Origin of the sequence: Pseudomonas sp. (assembly GCF_048265905.1) — a bacterium.
GTDB lineage: Bacteria > Pseudomonadota > Gammaproteobacteria > Pseudomonadales > Pseudomonadaceae > Aquipseudomonas.
On sequence record NZ_JBLXAP010000001.1, the window covers coordinates 631,702 to 649,133 of the forward strand.

At 54.9% G+C, this 17,432-nt stretch carries 15 protein-coding genes; 5 read left to right on the forward strand and 10 right to left on the reverse strand.

Annotated elements, in window-relative coordinates; genetic code table 11:
• Positions 1 to 32: 32 nt before the first annotated feature.
• The 5 genes from ACN0UH_RS02955 to ACN0UH_RS02975 all read right to left on the reverse strand — a co-directional run bounded on the left by ACN0UH_RS02955 (position 33) and on the right by ACN0UH_RS02975 (position 4,521).
• Positions 33 to 173 carry a DUF2474 domain-containing protein gene (locus tag ACN0UH_RS02955; protein ID WP_417660639.1) on the reverse strand — a complete coding sequence of 47 codons (141 nt, stop codon included), beginning with the start codon at positions 171 to 173 and terminating at the stop codon, positions 33 to 35.
• A 10-nt stretch (positions 174 to 183) separates the two neighbouring features.
• Positions 184 to 1,194, reverse strand: a complete 1,011-nt coding sequence (gene cydB / locus ACN0UH_RS02960; protein WP_417660640.1) for a cytochrome d ubiquinol oxidase subunit II — start codon at positions 1,192 to 1,194, stop codon at positions 184 to 186.
• Positions 1,195 to 1,196: 2 nt separating this feature from the next.
• Positions 1,197 to 2,621: a cytochrome ubiquinol oxidase subunit I gene (locus tag ACN0UH_RS02965; RefSeq protein WP_417660641.1), complete on the reverse strand. Its 1,425-nt coding sequence runs from the start codon at positions 2,619 to 2,621 to the stop codon at positions 1,197 to 1,199.
• Between the two features lie 347 nt (positions 2,622 to 2,968).
• Positions 2,969 to 3,553 (reverse strand): nucleotidyltransferase family protein, encoded by a 585-nt coding sequence (locus tag ACN0UH_RS02970; RefSeq protein WP_417660709.1) that lies wholly within the window; start codon positions 3,551 to 3,553, stop codon positions 2,969 to 2,971.
• Positions 3,550 to 4,521 carry an XdhC family protein gene (locus ACN0UH_RS02975; RefSeq protein ID WP_417660642.1) on the reverse strand — a complete coding sequence of 324 codons (972 nt, stop codon included), beginning with the start codon at positions 4,519 to 4,521 and terminating at the stop codon, positions 3,550 to 3,552. The genes ACN0UH_RS02970 and ACN0UH_RS02975 overlap by 4 nt, the downstream gene beginning before the upstream one ends.
• 168 nt (positions 4,522 to 4,689) lie before the next feature.
• On the opposite strand from ACN0UH_RS02975, the gene ACN0UH_RS02980 reads away from it, so the two are divergent.
• The 3 genes from ACN0UH_RS02980 to trmA all read left to right on the forward strand — a co-directional run bounded on the left by ACN0UH_RS02980 (position 4,690) and on the right by trmA (position 8,648).
• Positions 4,690 to 5,952 (forward strand): MFS transporter, encoded by a 1,263-nt coding sequence (locus tag ACN0UH_RS02980; protein ID WP_417660643.1) that lies wholly within the window; start codon positions 4,690 to 4,692, stop codon positions 5,950 to 5,952.
• A 223-nt stretch (positions 5,953 to 6,175) separates the two neighbouring features.
• Positions 6,176 to 7,471, forward strand: coding sequence for an NCS2 family permease (locus ACN0UH_RS02985; RefSeq protein WP_417660644.1), 1,296 nt, complete (start codon positions 6,176 to 6,178; stop codon positions 7,469 to 7,471).
• Positions 7,472 to 7,559: 88 nt separating this feature from the next.
• Positions 7,560 to 8,648, forward strand: a complete 1,089-nt coding sequence (gene trmA / locus ACN0UH_RS02990; protein WP_417660645.1) for a tRNA (uridine(54)-C5)-methyltransferase TrmA — start codon at positions 7,560 to 7,562, stop codon at positions 8,646 to 8,648.
• Positions 8,649 to 8,720: 72 nt separating this feature from the next.
• On the opposite strand, the gene ACN0UH_RS02995 is transcribed toward trmA, so the two are convergent.
• Positions 8,721 to 9,107 (reverse strand): DUF4345 domain-containing protein, encoded by a 387-nt coding sequence (locus ACN0UH_RS02995; RefSeq protein WP_417660646.1) that lies wholly within the window; start codon positions 9,105 to 9,107, stop codon positions 8,721 to 8,723.
• A gap of 156 nt (positions 9,108 to 9,263) precedes the next feature.
• Between ACN0UH_RS02995 and ACN0UH_RS03000 the strand changes: the two genes are divergently transcribed.
• Positions 9,264 to 10,145, forward strand: a complete 882-nt coding sequence (locus ACN0UH_RS03000) for a neutral zinc metallopeptidase (RefSeq protein WP_417660647.1) — start codon at positions 9,264 to 9,266, stop codon at positions 10,143 to 10,145.
• 44 nt (positions 10,146 to 10,189) lie between these two features.
• Here ACN0UH_RS03000 and ACN0UH_RS03005 read toward each other — a convergent pair whose 3' ends face one another.
• Both ACN0UH_RS03005 and ACN0UH_RS03010 read right to left on the reverse strand, forming a co-directional pair.
• Positions 10,190 to 11,077 (reverse strand): PA4780 family RIO1-like protein kinase, encoded by an 888-nt coding sequence (locus ACN0UH_RS03005; protein WP_417660648.1) that lies wholly within the window; start codon positions 11,075 to 11,077, stop codon positions 10,190 to 10,192.
• Between the two features lie 107 nt (positions 11,078 to 11,184).
• Complete coding sequence (locus tag ACN0UH_RS03010; RefSeq protein WP_417660649.1) at positions 11,185 to 12,075, reverse strand: LysR family transcriptional regulator; 891 nt, start codon at positions 12,073 to 12,075, stop codon at positions 11,185 to 11,187.
• A gap of 280 nt (positions 12,076 to 12,355) precedes the next feature.
• On the opposite strand from ACN0UH_RS03010, the gene ACN0UH_RS03015 reads away from it, so the two are divergent.
• Entirely contained in the window at positions 12,356 to 12,643 is a 288-nt protein-coding gene (locus ACN0UH_RS03015) for a DUF2218 domain-containing protein (protein ID WP_417660650.1), read from the forward strand.
• 10 nt (positions 12,644 to 12,653) lie between these two features.
• On the opposite strand, the gene ACN0UH_RS03020 is transcribed toward ACN0UH_RS03015, so the two are convergent.
• Positions 12,654 to 13,844 carry an HD domain-containing phosphohydrolase gene (locus tag ACN0UH_RS03020; RefSeq protein WP_417660710.1) on the reverse strand — a complete coding sequence of 397 codons (1,191 nt, stop codon included), beginning with the start codon at positions 13,842 to 13,844 and terminating at the stop codon, positions 12,654 to 12,656.
• 20 nt (positions 13,845 to 13,864) lie between these two features.
• Positions 13,865 to 17,398 (reverse strand): response regulator, encoded by a 3,534-nt coding sequence (locus ACN0UH_RS03025; RefSeq protein ID WP_417660651.1) that lies wholly within the window; start codon positions 17,396 to 17,398, stop codon positions 13,865 to 13,867.
• Positions 17,399 to 17,432 lie beyond the last annotated feature (34 nt).

Consider the following 17,432-nt stretch of genomic DNA (forward strand, 5'->3'; position numbering starts at 1 on the left):
CTGCGCGTTGCCACACACCCTACAGCGGCGACTTAACTGGTCATGCCTGCTGCGTTCATAAACCAGCGCAGCAGCAATGACACAACCCCAAGTGCCAGCACGCTGCCCGCCCAGATCGCCACCAGCCAGCCGATACGCTGATACAAAGGTTTCTTCTGCTGCGAGCCCGTCATGCTGCGCTCCTTAGTGATAGCCATGTTCATGGGTTATCTTGCCGCGGAACACGTAATAGCTCCACGCGGTGTACATCAGAATAAACGGAATGATGAACAGCGCCCCAACCAAGATAAACGCCTGGCTTTGCGGCGGCGACGCTGCCTCCCAGATGGTCACGCTTGGCGGGATGATATTCGGCCACAGGCTGAGGCCCAAACCGCTGTAGCCCAGGAAGATAAGGCCAAGGGTTAGCAAAAACGGTGCGTAATGCTGACGTTTTTGCACCGCTCGCCACAAGGCCCAGGTACAGACTAGAACCAGTATTGGCACTGGCGAGAGCCAAAAAAGATTAGGCAGACTGAACCAGCGCTCGGCAATTTCGGGATGGGCCAAAGGCGTCCACAGGCTGACAATGCCGGTTACCGCCAGGACCACAAGAATCAGCGGCTTGCCCAAGTCCTGCATTTGCTCTTGCAAGCGCCCCTCGGTTTTCATGATCAACCAGGTGCAACCAAGCAATGCATAGGCGGCGACCAAAGCCAGACCACAAAACAGCGCGAAGGGTTTGAGCCAGTCCAATGGGCCGCCGGCGTATGTACGGCCAGCCACTTCGATACCGTCGATATAAGCGCCAAGGGTGACGCCCTGAAAGAAAGTGGCAGTGATTGAGCCACCAATAAATGCCTTGTCCCAGATATGCCGCTTGTGGGCTTTGGCTTTGAAGCGGAACTCAAAGGCAACCCCGCGGAAGATCAAGCCAAGCAGCATGAAGATCAGCGGTAGATAGAGCGCATCAAGCACCACCGCATAGGCCAGCGGGAAGGCGCCAAACAACGCCGCGCCACCTAATACCAACCAGGTTTCATTACCGTCCCAAACCGGCGCAACCGAGTTCATCATAAGGTCGCGTTCTTTGTCATCCTTAACGAACGGGAAAAGGATGCCGATACCCAGATCGAATCCATCCATGACCACGTACATCATCACACCGAAGGCGATGATCACAGCCCAGATATGCGAGAGATCTATGCCGACCATGTTCAGCTCCTTTCAGTCTGAATGTCGTGTTCATCCGGAGCAGCAGACATCGGACGAGACGGTGTGCGTTGCTGGCCTGGGCCACCCTCTTGATGGTTAGTACCTTCAACAGGCACAGGACCTTTGCGTACCAAACGCATCATGTAACCGAGGCCGGCACCAAACAGCGCGAAATAAACCACGACAAACAACACCAGGGTCACGCTCATTTGCACAACCGTGTGGTTTGAAACTGCATCTGCGGTGCGCATCAACCCGTAAACGACCCAAGGTTGACGGCCAATTTCAGTGGTAAACCAACCCGCTAGGATCGCAATCAAACCCGAAGGTCCCATCCACAACGCCATGTACAAGAAAGCGCGATTCTCATAGAGCCTGCCCCGCGGACGCAGCAACAACGCCCAACCGCCCATCATGATCATCAACATGCCAATGCCGACCATAACCCGGAAGCTCCAGAACACCACGGTAGAGTTAGGCCGGTCTTCTTTCGGAAACTCTTTGAGCGCGGGCACTTGCTTGTCGAGACTGTGGGTCAGAATCAAGCTACCGAGTTTGGGGATTTCGATTTTGAAGCGGGTCTCTTCCCGTTCCATGTCCGGCCAGCCGAACAAAATCAACGGCGTAGCCTCACCCGGCTTATTTTCCCAATGTCCCTCAATTGCGGCAATTTTTGCGGGCTGATGCTCCAGCGTATTGAGGCCGTGAGCATCGCCAATTACCGCCTGAATCGGAGCCACAATCAGCGCCATCCACATCGCCATCGAAAGCATTTTGCGCACAGCGGGACTGTCACGACCGCGCAGCAGATGCCACGCAGCAGATGCGCCAACAAAGAAAGCAGTGGCCAAGAATGCCGCGGTTGCCATGTGCAGCAGACGATAAGGGAATGAAGGATTGAAGACCACCGCGAACCAGTCGACAGGGATCACCCGGCCATCAACAATTTCAAAGCCTTGCGGCGTCTGCATCCAACTGTTGGAGGCGAGAATCCAGAATGTCGAGATCAGCGTGCCGATGGCCACCATCAGCGTAGAGAAGAAATGCAAGCCCGGCCCGACACGATTCAAGCCGAACAGCATGACCCCGAGAAAGCCCGCTTCGAGGAAGAATGCGGTGAGCACCTCGTAAGTCAGCAAGGGGCCGGTGACGGCGCCAGCAAAGTCTGAGAAGGCACTCCAGTTAGTACCAAATTGGTAGGCCATCACCAAGCCTGAAACCACACCCATACCAAAGTTAACGGCAAAGATTTTCGACCAAAAGTGATACAAATCCATGTAGACACTTTTGCCGCTTTTCAGCCACAGGCCTTCGAGAACGGCCAAATAGCTGGCCAAACCAATAGTAATTGCGGGGAAAATGATGTGAAACGAAATGGTGAAAGCAAACTGGATCCGGGCTAAATCCAATGCCTCTAAGCCGAACATGGCGCGTCCTCAATCAGGTTATACAAGACCTCGAATCATTCGAAGCCTGCCAGATTACTCTCAAGACTCTGACCGTCATATGAGGCCAGCGTTTTTATGATTAGTGATTAGAGTGATACTGGGTGCGTTCCTTCACTATTTTTGCGCGCAAACTACACGCCCAACCAAGCCTTGGACGTTAAAGCGTTGTTCGATAACAACATACTATAAACATAAACATAAACTAGATGCAGAAGCACTGACTTATATCAATGCATTGCAAGCACCAAGCTGCTCACTCAGGATCAAGGATAGCTGCTTACTCAGAATTAACCGCTGTGGCCCATTGTCGCGATCGCCCTCAGACTTCAACGAATCGAGTCTGGGTGATCAACATCGAGCAGGATCGCAGCATCCTCAACCTCTAGCGCAATGCAGGAATGGGCATGCTCTAGCAGTATCGCCTTGGCGCCTTGATCACCCTTTAGCGACTGTAGTTGCGCCCAATACTGCCGACCGAATATGACCGGATGACCGCGCTCACCGTTAAACACCGGGAACACAATCCGCGAGCTATCCGCCGCACGCACCAAGCGTTGCAGTGTGAGGTCAGCCAGCCAAGGCATATCTCCCAGCAATACTGCAACCGCACGCGCCTCGAGGTGCATGGTCGCAACCTGAGCAACCGCCGCAGCTAAACTATTGCCCATGCCCTGATCGGCATCAGTGCAACGCACAAATTGAGTTTGGCTTGTGAGCCCAAGCGCCTGCGGGTCATCGTGCTCACGCAGAACCACATAAACCTGCGCGAAGTGACGCTGAGCGCGGGCGACCGTGGCTGCCAGCAAGCCTTGGCCATCGCTGAGTTGGGCGATGCGCTTATCGCTGCCAAAACGCCGCCCTCGCCCAGCGGCCAGAACGACCGCGATGACGCTGTTTGTAGCGCGCTTCAGAGCTGTGCCTTGGCAATGCCATTGCGCTGGCGGACGATGTCAGCAAGCACAGCCAGAGCAATTTCAGCGGGTGTTTTACTGCCAATATTGAGACCAATCGGTGCTTGTATACGCGCCAAGTCAGCCTCACACAGACCACCTGAACGCAACAGACGCTCAAAGCGCTTGTTAGTGGTTTGCTGGGACCCCATCACGCCGATATAAAATGCCTCGGTACGCACCGCTTCAATCATGGCCAGATCATCAATTCGCGGATCGTGGGTTAGCGCCACAACTGCGGTGTCCGCATGGCAACCGCCTGCGGCGATAACCATTGATGGCAACTCACGACGGATCTCAATACCCGGAAGCTCAACGCCTTCAAGCACTTCATCGCGCGGGTCACAGAGCACCACTTCAAAGCCAAGGGTTTTGCCAAACTCAGCGCAGATATGAGCAACGCTTGAATAGCCCGCCAGCAGTAAACGTTGTGCCGCACCAATCCGGATGTGCAATGTATCCAAATCGCGGCGCACCCGCGGCCCATGTTCAACATCCGCACTCAACTGCCACGCGCCGTGCGGTACGGTAACCGAACGCAACAACCGGCGCTGGCCCAGTAAGGCGCTTTCCAGCTCACACAAATGCGCTTGCACGTCACAGCTGGGCATCAGGTTTTCGACCAGCACTTCCAGTACACCGCCGCAGGGCAGGCTGACATTCGAGTAACTGTCTGTACCGTCGCCATAACGCACCAAGGTTACGGGCTCAGGAAACGCACCTTCGCTGACACGCAGGAGAAAGTCATCCTCTACACAGCCGCCAGACAACGAGCCCAACCAGCCGCCCTGCTCGTTAACTATCAATAAAGAACCAGGGGCTCTTGGGGCTGAACCGTAGGTAAATAAGACTGTACACAGCCAAACACGCTGACCGCCTAGTGACCATTGCAAAGCCTGACGAATCACCAGCAAATCAAGATGTTGCATTTTTAGCTCCATGGCCTCATCAAGCGTGCCACTTTATCAGGACTCAGCACTGCTGGCTGGCCCTGAGTTATTTACCCGACGTTACGACTAAATATAGTGCTGACGAGCAGCTGAAATAATTTGTTTCAGTTAGACTTTACGCCCGCACACGCCCGAGCAGACGCTGTCATGTCGAACACCACGCCAACCCTGCTGCGCCACCACCGCCCGTTTATCGCGTTCTGGCTTGCCCGTGTTGCAACCGCCAGCGGCTTTCAGATGCTTACAGTGGCAATCGGCTGGCATATCTACCAGCTCACCGGCAGTGTTCTTGACCTTGGCTTGGTCGGCTTAGCCGAATTTTTGCCGCGCGTACTGTTTATGTTGCATACCGGCCATGTTGCTGATCGCTACAACCGCGCACGCATTGCCGCCATTTGCCAGACAGTACAGGCGCTGATCGCCTTGGCGCTGGTGATCAGCAGCTACAGCGGTGAAATCAGTCGTGAGATGATTTTTCTGCTGGCGTTTAGCTTGGGCGCGGCCCGTGCCTTTGAAATGCCCGCCACGCAGGCACTGTTGCCACGACTGGTGCCTCCCGCATTATTTCCTGCAGCGGTTGCGGCATCAGCATCGGCCATGCAAACCGCAACCATTGTCGCGCCTGCGCTGGGCGGTTTTCTGTTTGCCTTCGGCAGCATCTGGGTCTATGTACCCACCGCGATTCTGTATGTACTGGCGTGCGGACTGATGCTCAGCCTGCCGAAACACCCCGCGCAGCAAAGCAAGGAAAAAGCATCGCTGAACAATCTGCTCGCGGGCATTCGCTTTATTCGCAGTCGGCCCGATGTGTTTGGGGCAATTTCGCTCGACCTGTTCGCGGTGCTGCTTGGCGGCGCCACTGCGCTGCTGCCGGTATTTGCCAAAGACATCCTGATGACCGGCCCATGGGGGCTTGGCCTGTTGCGTTCAGCGCCAGCGGTGGGTGCGTTGTTAATGTCCTTCTGGTTGGCGCGCTTCCCGATCAACCGTCAGGTTGGGCGGACCATGTTCACCGCAGTGGCGATTTTTGGTGTGGCAACCATCGCCTTTGGTCTATCGACCTCATTCTGGTTCAGCTTGGTAGTGCTGGTAGTGCTCGGCGCCGCTGACATGATCAGCATGGTTATCCGTGGCGCCTTCGTGCAACTGCAAACACCTGATGCCATGCGTGGCCGGGTCAGTGCGGTGAATGGCTTGTTTATTGGTGCATCCAACCAACTCGGGGAGTTCGAGTCTGGCCTCACCGCGCACTGGTTCGGCACTGTACCCGCTGTGGTACTGGGTGGTGTCGGCACGCTGCTGGTAACAGGTACTTGGATCAAACTGTTCCCGACATTGGCGCATCGCGATACGTTAGAACAGACCGAGCATGAGTTGGCCACGGCCAAGCAAGCCAGCGCCAGCGTTTAAGGCGCTGGCGTCGCTGCGGTGACAGGTCAGGACACTCATCTATTGATCCTCGCCCGAACAGCACCCAAACCCTCTGTCGGGTCATAAATTCACCGTCACCGGGCTTACTGGTATGATGCGCGCCTTTTTCAGAATAGCCAGTTATGAAGTTCATTCACGGATGGATGTACTTTGCTATCGATCAGACCACTTTCGGCGCATTTAGCGTCACGGGGAACCCCGCATGCTGGAAAGACTGTTCCAACTTAAAGCGCACAATACAAACATCCGTACAGAGATGCTGGCCGGTCTGACCACCTTCCTGACAATGGCGTACATCCTGTTCGTCAACCCGAGCATTCTCGGTGAAACCGGGATGGATAAGGGCGCGATCTTTGTCGCCACCTGTTTAGCCGCCGCAATCGGCTCGGCGATCATGGGTTTTATCGCCAACTACCCAATCGCGCTTGCTCCGGGCATGGGACTCAACGCCTTCTTTACCTACACCGTGGTTCTGCACATGGGCCACACCTGGCAAGTCGCGCTGGGTGCAGTGTTCCTCTCGGCGTGCATGTTCTTTCTGTTGTCGATCTTCAAGATTCGCGAATGGATCATCAACAGTATCCCGCTGGAACTGCGCTCGGCGATTGCAGCCGGGATTGGCTTGTTTCTCGCCCTTATCGCCCTCAAAGAATCGGGCATCGTTGTCTCCAACCCGGCAACGCTGGTGGGCCTGGGTGACTTGTCCAAACCTGAGCCACTGTTGGCAATCCTCGGCTTTTTCGTGATCGTCGCGCTTGAAGCGCGCAAGGTAACAGGCGCAGTGCTGATCGGCATTTTGCTCACCACCGGTATTGGTATGGCGTTGGGAGTTTCGCAATTCGGCGGTTTTGTCTCGATGCCGCCATCGCTGGCACCGACCTTTATGCAACTGGACATCATGGGCGCACTGGATATTGGTCTGGTCAGCGTGGTGTTCGCCTTCCTCTTCGTTGACCTGTTCGATAACTCCGGCACCTTGATTGCCGTCGCTAAAAAAGCAGGACTGATGCGTGCCGACGGTTATATGCCGAAAATGGGCCGCGCACTGATTGCCGACAGCAGTGCGGCAATGGTCGGCTCGCTGCTGGGCACTTCAACCACCACCAGCTATATCGAGTCAGCCGCAGGCGTCACCGCTGGCGGACGCACCGGCTTGACCGCAGTGGTGGTGGCGATCCTGTTCCTGTTGGCGCTGTTTTTCTCGCCACTGGCAGGCAGTGTCCCGGCCTTCGCCACGGCACCTGCGCTGTTGTTTGTCGCGGTACTGATGACCGCAGGCCTGGCTGAGATCGACTGGAGCGACATCACCCTTGCCGCGCCAGTCGTGATCACAGCGCTGGCGATGCCATTGACCTTTTCGATCGCCAACGGCATTGCCTTTGGTTTTATCGCATGGGCGGCTATCAAGCTGCTGGCGGGGCGCTGGAAAGAACTGAACCCGGCGCTGGTGATTCTGGCTATCCTGTTTGTAATGAAATTCGCTTGGTTTAACGCCTGATACGCAGTTACCACGCCCGGTAACGCCCCACATCTGATGCGCGCTGCGGACGAATCCGCAGCGCTCTGATCACGCTGAAGAGTTATTCATGAGTGCGCCACAATTTGACCTAGCCAGCTACGACGCTCAGCTGGACGAAAAAAAGCAACGTTTGATCAATCTGCTCGCACCCTTCGACGCGCCTGCACCAGAGGTGTTCGACTCGCCGCGTGAACACTACCGCTTGCGCGCCGAATTTCGGTTGTGGCGTGAAGGCAACGAACGCTTTTATGCAATGTTTGCAGCAGGCGACAAGCGCACGCCGATCCTGATTGAGGACTTTCCGATTGCCAGCAAGCGCATCAATGATTTGATGCCACGGGTGAAAGCAGCCTGGCAAGCCAGCGAGGCACTGAACTTCAAGCTGTTTCAGGCTGAATTTCTGACGACGCTGGCTGGCGATGCGCTGATCACCTTGTGTTATCACCGCCCACTTGATGAACACTGGCAAAACGCCGCGCAACAGCTTGCCGACGAGCTGGGCGTCAGCCTTATCGGCCGCTCGCGGGGGCAGCGTCTGGTGATTGGTCGCGACCACGTGATTGAAGAATTGGAAGTAAACGGGCGCACTTTTAGTTATCGCCAGCCTGAAGGTGCTTTCACCCAGCCCAACGGCACGGTCAACCAGAAGATGCTCAACTGGGCCTTTGCCGCACTGGGCGAACGTCAGGATGATTTACTTGAGCTGTATTGCGGCAACGGTAACTTCACCCTGCCGCTGGCCACCCGCGTGCGCAAAGTACTGGCCACTGAGATCAGTAAATCTTCAGTCAACGCAGCGCTGGCGAATCTGGCCGACAATAAGGTTGATAACGTCACCTTGGTGCGCTTGTCCGCCGAGGAACTCACCGAAGCACTGAATGAGGTGCGTCCGTTCCGCCGTCTGGCTGGCATCGACCTCAAAAGCTACGACTTTGGTACCGTATTTGTTGACCCGCCGCGCGCAGGCATGGACCCGGACACCTGCGAGTTGTGCCGGCGCTTCGAACGCATTCTGTATATATCCTGCAACCCGCAGACGTTGGCAGAGAACATTGAGCAGCTTAGCGATACTCACCGCGTTGAGCGTTGTGCCGTATTTGACCAGTTCCCTTACACCCACCATATGGAATCAGGTGTGTTGTTGGTGCGTAAGTAGCTGCAACTGACTCAAAGGCCCCTCAAACGCTGTTTGAGGGGCCTTTTTTGTGCGCACAATTAAGCCAGGCGGCTAGCCTCGGTTGAGGCTACGCAATGCCCAAAAGCTCAGCCCTGCACTAACTACTTCAGCCAGTAAGGCATAGAGATTAAAGGTTTGCCCAGCGCCGCCATCAAGCCACAAGCCACCAAGCCTGGCGACGGCCAATGTGCTGTAAATCAGCACCAGCAAAGTCAGCGCGCTTCGAGTTAGATCAATACGCGTCAGTGACAGTCCGAGAAACGCGGCCAAACCAATTTGCGTACCGCCGTAATAGGCGCGTACATCGGTCACCGCGGCTGACTCCAGCAACAACATGCCAGATAAGTTGGCCATTTGGTGTGGGCTAACGAAATAGGCCAATCCAAGGCCAAACAAAATGATGATCTGTATCGTCAATACAACTCTTGCAAGCAACATCGCCTATTCCTTTTAAGCCGTTTATAACTGCCAGCTTAGGCGTCATCCGAGCGCAAGCCCAGCATTACTCATAATCAACTCGGACTGACGACTGGACTGGCGCCTGGCTTATACTGAGCAACACTGATTAACAGCATCATCAAAGGGAATCGAGCAATGCGCTGGAGCAAAGGGCGACGCAGTGACAACGTAGTGGATGCGCGCGGCAGTGGCGGCGGTGGCAGACGATTCGGTGGCGGCCGTGGTTTAAGCCTCGGCGGGATTGCCGTAATCGTCGTGGTCGGGTTATTGATGGGCCAAGACCCGCTGCAGATACTGGGCAATATTGCAGGCCAAGCCACGCAAAGCAGTGCCCCGGCCCCTCAGCAGCAACCCAACAACCCTTCTGCCAATGACCAACAGTCTGAGTTTGTACGCTCGATTCTGGGCGACACAGAAGATACCTGGCGCGAAATCTTCAGCAGCGCCAATCGCCAATACCAAGACCCGAAACTAGTGCTGTTCAGCGGCGGGGTTAACTCAGCCTGCGGCTTTGCCGATGCGGCAGTTGGTCCGTTCTATTGCCCGGGCGACCGACAGGTTTACCTCGATTTGTCGTTTTTCCAGGAACTCGAGCAACGTTTCGGTGCTGCCGGTGACTTCGCCCAGGCTTACGTCATTGCCCATGAGATTGGCCACCACGTGCAGACGTTGCTCGGCGTGTCGGCAAAAGTGGATGCAGCTCGCAAGGCCGGACAACGCATGGAAGGCAGCAATGGCTTGCTGGTCCGCCAGGAACTGCAGGCAGACTGCCTCGCTGGGGTTTGGGCAAACAGCGCTCAACGACGCCTTAACTGGCTGGAGCCAGGCGACCTTGAAGAAGCCTTGAACGCGGCCAATGCAATTGGTGATGATCGCCTGCAGAAGCAAACACGCGGCCAAGTGATGCCTGACTCATTCACCCACGGCACCTCAGCACAGCGCACCCGCTGGTTCAAGGCCGGGTTTGACAGCGGCCAGCTGGGCAGTTGCGACACCTTCGGCGCCGCAAGCCTGTAGCCTGGGCAAGCGACATAAAAAAGCCCCTTCTCAGGGGCTTTTGCTTATTGCATCCACGGCGGCGGAGGTTCCTCCCCAGCAGGGGCATCATCTGCGTCAAGCAGCGCTTGGCGCCGTGCTTCCTCAGCCAGTGCGGCCTTGATTTCACGCATTACGGCTTCCACGTCAGCAGCATCTTCTGGGTCGTCAAACTCGCCCGTCAACACCGATTCGGGGGTTAATTTGCCGTCTTCATACAACGCCCACATTTCTTTGGCGTATTTGGTGTAGCGCAGCTCAGGAGCGAACTGCCCAAAATAGGCCGCCATGTTACCGACATCGCGCTCAAGCATTTTGAACGCATGGTTGTTACCTGCCGCATCGACTGCTTGTGGCAAGTCGATAATCACCGGGCCATCTGGGCCGAGCAGTACGTTGAACTCAGACAAGTCGCCATGCACCAGACCTGCGCACAGCATCTTGACCACTTCCTCGATCATGAACGCATGAAATTCACGGGCATCATCGGGATGCAGGTCAACATCATTAAGACGTGGAGCAACACCGCCCTCACCGTCATCGACCAATTCCATCAACAATACGCCTTCAAGGAAGTCATACGGTTTAGGTACACGCACGCCAGCACCTGCAAGTCGGAATAACGCACCGACTTCAGCATTCTGCCAGGCATCCTCTTGGCCCTTACGACCATATTTAGAGCCTTTGGCCATTGCCCGCGCATCGCGACTGTTACGCACCTTGCGCCCTTCCTGGTACTCCGCAGCTTGGCGGAAACCACGCTTATTAGCCTCCTTATAGACTTTTGCACACCGCAATTCCTGACCACAGCGCACTACATAAACTGCAGCTTCTTTACCACTCATTAGCGGGCGTATCACCTCGTCGATCAGACCATCTTCGACCAAGGGTTCAAGACGTTTTGGAGTCTTCATCAGCTTTAATCACGGGTCCTTTGTGGCTCACTTCACCTGTTCTGCTCGTTATACGGCAATCTTTCGACAGCGCCCAGTCTATACGACCAATACCTTGCTTAAGCAGGTCAATTAGCCAACAAATGCCGACGCAAAGCCTCAACCGCATAACGCACTTTTGCCGGTTGCACATCGCGGCGCGGCGTCACTATATAAATACCCACCGGCGGCATTTGCCAACCTGGTAACACTACACGCAACTGCCCGGTTGCCAGCTCATCTGCAATCTCATGCTTGGGCTGCAGCGATATACCCATTCCCGCCAGCGTAAAGTTACGCACCGCGAGCAGGTTGTTGCAACCCATCCGACCTTCAATACGAATTTTCTCAATCTGGGAGTCCGGCCCTTGTAGGTTAAGGGCTTCATGCATCTGCGTGGTGCTCAGCAGCAGCCAGTCGGCGCCTACCAGATCTTGCGGACTACTGATCGGCGGGCGATTCAGCAAATAACTCGGTGCAGCGCAGAGTACAAACACGGCATCGCCAATATGTCGCGCAACCAAGCTTGAGTCTTGTTGTGGGCCTACGCGAATCGCTATATCAATCCGCTTCTCGACCAGATCAATACGTTCATCCTGAAAGAACAACTGCACACTCAAGCCTTTGTGCGCTTGCAGCAGCGGTGCCAGTGCATCACTCAAGTGACGCCCGGAAAACCCCACAGGCACTGCGATGCGTAACTCACCAACAGCCGCATCACGCATCTCAGCCAACCGTTGCTCGGCCTCCTGCGCCAGCGCCATGACTTGTGCGCTACTTTGGTAAAAGGTTGCGCCCGCCTCGGTCAGAGTGAGCTTGCGGGTGGTGCGATGCAGCAGGCTGACCTGTGTGCTCTGTTCCAGCTTACGAATCTGCTGACTCACAGCAGACGCGGTCATGCCCAGCACCTCCGCGGCGGCAACCATTGAGCCGCGCTCAACCACTGTGGCAAAAATTGCCATGCGCTTTAGCTGCTCCATTATTAAGCCCTGCTTATTAGTTAAAGCATTTATAGCCTATTTATCTCGGCTTTAACCTTATGAAATTATGTATCTAGCGACAACAGCAGATACGACTCATTACGATATACATATTTAGCGCAACCAGATTCGCTGGCACAGGCCAATGAGTGAACGCTTGACGCCTCAGTGTCGCGGGCTCGGTTGTGGCTATTATTGATGAGCTGCAAGCTCCGGCGCAGTCATTCAACGCTTCACTGCCGACTATTAGTCCGCAGACAAACCTTCCAAGGAATTACCCATGACATTGACTTCATCTGCCTTTGTTAGCACCGAAACACCGGCGCGTTACATCAGCCGGCTGTGCAAACACTTCGCACACAAAATCCCTGTTAACTACGACGAGCAACAGGGTCGCATCGAGTTTGAGTTTGGCGTAGCGCTGCTGCAGGCCACTGAAGGTGGCCTGCAGTTGAGTGTACAGAGCGAAAACGAAGAACACCTTGAACGTCTCAAAGGTGTAGTTGCCAGTCACTTTGAACGTTTTGCATGGCAGGAAGAGCTGACGCTCGAGTGGAGCCAGCACTAAGCGGCTACGGCTAATGAGGGTCTGCCGGTAAACTCAGCTCGATTGATTCCCCCATTGAGTCGTTAAGGCGTTCAAGTTCGAAGTTGAGGGCGTCAGCATCCTCCTCCAGCGACAAAGCGATCGCGGCGAAATTATCTGCAGCCTCGATTAAAGCCAACACTACCGATGGATCGAATAGTGTGCCGCTGGCGGCATTGATCTGCGCCATCGCATCATCGTGACTCAGAGGCTGGCGATAGGCGTGATGACTGGTGAGTTGCTCATAGCGCCCCGCCACGGCCATCAAGCGCGCCGAAAGTGGAATTTTCTCACCACGCAACCCTTGCGGGTAACCCGTGCCATCCCAGTTCTCATGCTGGCTGTAGACAATATCTTTAGCGTCACTCAAAAAGCTGTACGAGCCATCGAGCTTTTGTTCAGCTGCTTCCAGCGCCGTATATCCAGCCTTGGCGTGCCCCCGCATGAGTTCGAGGTCATGGCCTTTCAACTCGGTAGGACTCAGCAGGATGCGATCGGGCAAAACCAGCTTACCAATACCATGCAGCAATGCGGAGCGACCTAACTGTGCAATTCGCTCCTCATTGAGCTCAGCCGCCAAACCTGGCTGCTGACGCGCTACTGCTGTCGCCAATGCGACAACATAGGCCTTAATTCGCGCCAAATGCAGACTACACGGGTTGTCACGCATGGCTGCCAAACTGGCCATGGCTTCAATCGCGACCTCCTGATGCTTTTCAATTTCACGGGTTCGCCTGCGTACCTCCAGCTCCAGATACTCATTTTTATCGCGCAGAAAATCTGCGCTGACCTTGAGTTGCAAGTGCGACTGAACCCGCGCCAACACAATTGGCGGGCTGATCGGCTTAGTGATGTAATCAACTGCGCCCAAGTCGAAGCCAAGCTGCTCATCGGCCAACTCGCTCTTCGCGGTCAGGAAGATCACTGGGATACCTGCCGTCTGCGGGTTGTTCTTTAACGCCCGGCAGACCTCATAACCATCCATGCCGGGCATGGTGATATCGAGCAGGATTAGATCAGGCGGCGTATCACTGGCCGCAATACGCAATGCATTGAGGCCGCTACTTGCGACCTTGACCCGGTAGCTGTCGAGCAGTAACTCACTCATCAGCTCAAGGTTTTCAGGAACATCGTCGACAACAAGTACCAGCGGCTGATCTGGGTAATTCAAACTATCGTCCATCATGATTCCTCCCTAATACCTCAAGTATCGCCGCGGCTGCGATCGCGAACTACACTGAGCGCGCGAACAAAATCATAAGCACGTATGGCACTCGCCAATGAATCATAGTCATCCTTGAAAAACTTGCGCAATTCAATAGCTTGCGCTTCCAAAAACTTACTTGCGCGAGGGTCATCCTCGATCAGCAAGCGCTCAAGCTCCATACATACCTCACGCATTCTGGCTTGATCCACGGGTGTCTCATCGAGCGGCGGCGCCTCTGGGAACTGTTTGATGATTGCCGCAATGAGTTCACGCACACTGTTTTGCACACTTTGCAAATGCACATCCAATTGCCGGTGCTCGGGATCCTGGATTGCCGACTCCAGCATTCCCGCCTTGGCCAGCAGATCATCGGCACCTAAATTACCAGCCAACCCTTTGAGCGAGTGAACAAGGCGCTCTGCCGCCTCATGCTCACCGGCCAACATGGCTGCGCGGATTTGCTCGGGCACATCATGTTGGCTACCGGCAAACTTTGTAAGCAAACGTTGATAAAGCTCCACTTTGCCCAACACACGGCGCAAACCAGTGACAACATCGACGCCAGGCAAATACCAGTTGTGAGTAACCGGTACGGTCTCGGCTGCCTTGGGTTTACTTGTGGCAGCCGTTGCAACAGTACGCTGCAAATTTGGCTCTTTTATAACCAGCCAACGCTTCAACGTCGCCCACAATTCCTGAGGATCGATTGGCTTGCCGACGTGGTCATTCATACCTGCACGAATACAATCCTCACGGGCCGTAGGCAGTACATTTGCAGTCATTGCGATCACCGGCAACGTTGCAAACCGTGACTCTTTACGAATCGCTTGAGTGGCGCCTATACCGTCAAGCACGGGCATCTGCATATCCATCAACACCAATGAGTAATAACCATCAGGGTTGGCGCGCAGCTTATCCAAGGCGATACCGCCATGCTCAGCGTGCTCGATCAGCATCCCGCTTTCTTCCAATAGGCCTGCGGCCACCTCACGATTGAGTTCGTTATCCTCAACCAGCAACACACGCTGTCCATTAAAGTCGGGGAACGAGCTCCGGTTACGCGATGAACTGATCGCAGAATCGGGCGATTCTGCGTTCAAACTGCGTAAAACAGCTTCACGCAGCAACCCCGGATTGACCGGCTTGAACAACACACCATCAATCCCCGCTGCCTTGGCGCTGAACAGCAGTTCTTCACGACCATACGCCGTGACCATCAATACTCGCGGGGCATTTTGCAGCTCAAGTGCGCGCAAACGCCGAGTTGTCTCGATGCCGTCCATCACCGGCATTTGCCAATCAATCATCACCAACTCATAAGGTGAACACTGATCGATTGCGTGCTGAATTTGGCTGAGTGCCTGAACACCTGATTCGACCACATCAACCGCCATCCCCAGGTTACTCAACAATCCATGCAGCACCTGACGTGCGGTATTGTTGTCATCCACCACCAGCACGCGTCTGTCCTTCAGCAGAACTGGCTCATCCCGTGGCGTATCCTGCTCAAGTACGACACCAAACGGCACAGAGCACCAGAACAGGCTGCCTTTGCCCTGCTCGCTCTCGACACCGACCTCACCGCCCATTGCTTCAATCAGTTTTTTACAAATCGCCAAACCAAGGCCGGTGCCACCATATTTACGTGTGGTTGAGGTATCTGCCTGCTGGAATGACTGAAACAGTCGACCGATCTGCTCGGGGCTGATACCAATGCCGGTGTCGCGCACGGCAAAGTAAATATACACTTCCCTGCTGCTGCGCTGATCGACACGGATTAGCAGCTCAATTTCCCCGTTATCAGTGAACTTAACCGCATTATTGGCCAAGTTAATCAGAATTTGTCCCAAGCGTAGCGGGTCACCCACCAAAAATTGCGGCACTGCCGGGTCAAGGTTAAAAATCAATTCAAGGTTTTTTTCATTGGCCTTGTCACCTATCAGGTTGGCGACATTCTCCAGCACTTGGAACAGGTCGAAGTCGATGTGCTCAATCTTCAATTCACCAGCTTCGACTTTCGAAAAATCGAGGATGTCATTGATGATCCCCAGCAAGTGCTGTCCGGACTGCTGAATCTTGTTGAGGTAATCACGCTGCCGCGGCGAAGGGTCGGCGCGCAGCGCGAGATGCGACATGCCGATAATCGCGTTCATCGGAGTGCGGATCTCATGACTCATGTTGGCCAGGAAATCCGACCTCAATTGAGCGATATCCTCTGCCATCTCCTTGGCCGCCAGTAGCGCTTCTTCAGCTTGCTTGCGCACGGTGATATCGCGGCTCACTCCAACCAAGCCCAGCAGCGCGCCTTGATCATCCTGAAAGGTTGTCCGCACTGTATCGAACACAACGCGGCGCCCGTCTGGATAAAGCGCCCAACCTTCCGTCTCGAAGGCACCCTGCTGGCTCAGGGCAACTTTATCGTGACCTGCGCGCGCTTTAGCCCATTCACTATCCAGCAACTCGATATCACTTTTACCAAGCACCTCTTCGCGAGTCAGGCCGAACAACTCGGCGCAGGCTTGGTTAATCCCTGCGTAATTACCTTTTTCATCTTTAAACCAGATCGGGTCCGGAATCGCGTTTATTAATGCGGTCAACGTACGCCGCTGTAGTTGAGCTTCTGCCTCCGCACGCGCCCGCTCTACGATTTGCACACTAAGCCGGCGGTTCCAGACCAGAACAAAGGTAATCAGCGCTATTATTCCGAGCAGATATGGCCAGCCAACCATCATCAAACGCTGCCAGTTAAACTCGGTCAGCGCGGGCAACCAGTGCGCTTTAATCGCTGCCGTGTCTTCGTCAGTGACGGTCAGCAACGCTTCATCCATTACCCGCTGTAACTCTGGCGCACTCATGCGCACCGCAAAGGTCAATTCACTGTTGGTTAAGCCTGATTCAGCGCGGACCTCAATATTGGTCAGATTGAGTTCACGAATCAGATAGCTGGCCACGATCATATCGCCGACATAGGCATCGACGCGCCCGGATGACAAGGCCTGCAACGCATCGCGGGTGGTATCGACGCGCATCAGTTTGATATTGGGTACTTTGGCTTTGAGCCCCTCCTCAACCACGTAGCCACGCTCAACCGCGACCCGACGCCCCTTCAAGTCGGAGAGTGTTTGCACGCGGTCATCGGAGCGAGTGAAGACTAAACTGCTGCTGACAACGTACGGCTGAGTAAAACGCATGAACCTCTCGCGCTCGGGGGTTCGAACCACAGAAGGCAGCAGATCGATTTCATCAGCTTTAAACGCTGCGATTGCAGCGTCCCAACTATCAAACAGCACCACCTCAACACGCATATCCAGACGCTTGCTGAGTAGTTGCAGATATTCGCCGCTTAGACCGGTGTATTTACCCTGCTCGTCAATCACATCAAAAGGTGCCCAGCCATCTCGCTCGACACCCACACGGATAACCGGATTGGCCTTTATCCAGGCTTGATCCTCATCACTTAGCGGCACCTGTGCAGCGTGCACCGAGAAACATAGCAACCAGCACAGTAGCAACCCACCGATACGCGCCATCAACCAGACCCTTAGCGAAGTCGCCCTTTGTTAA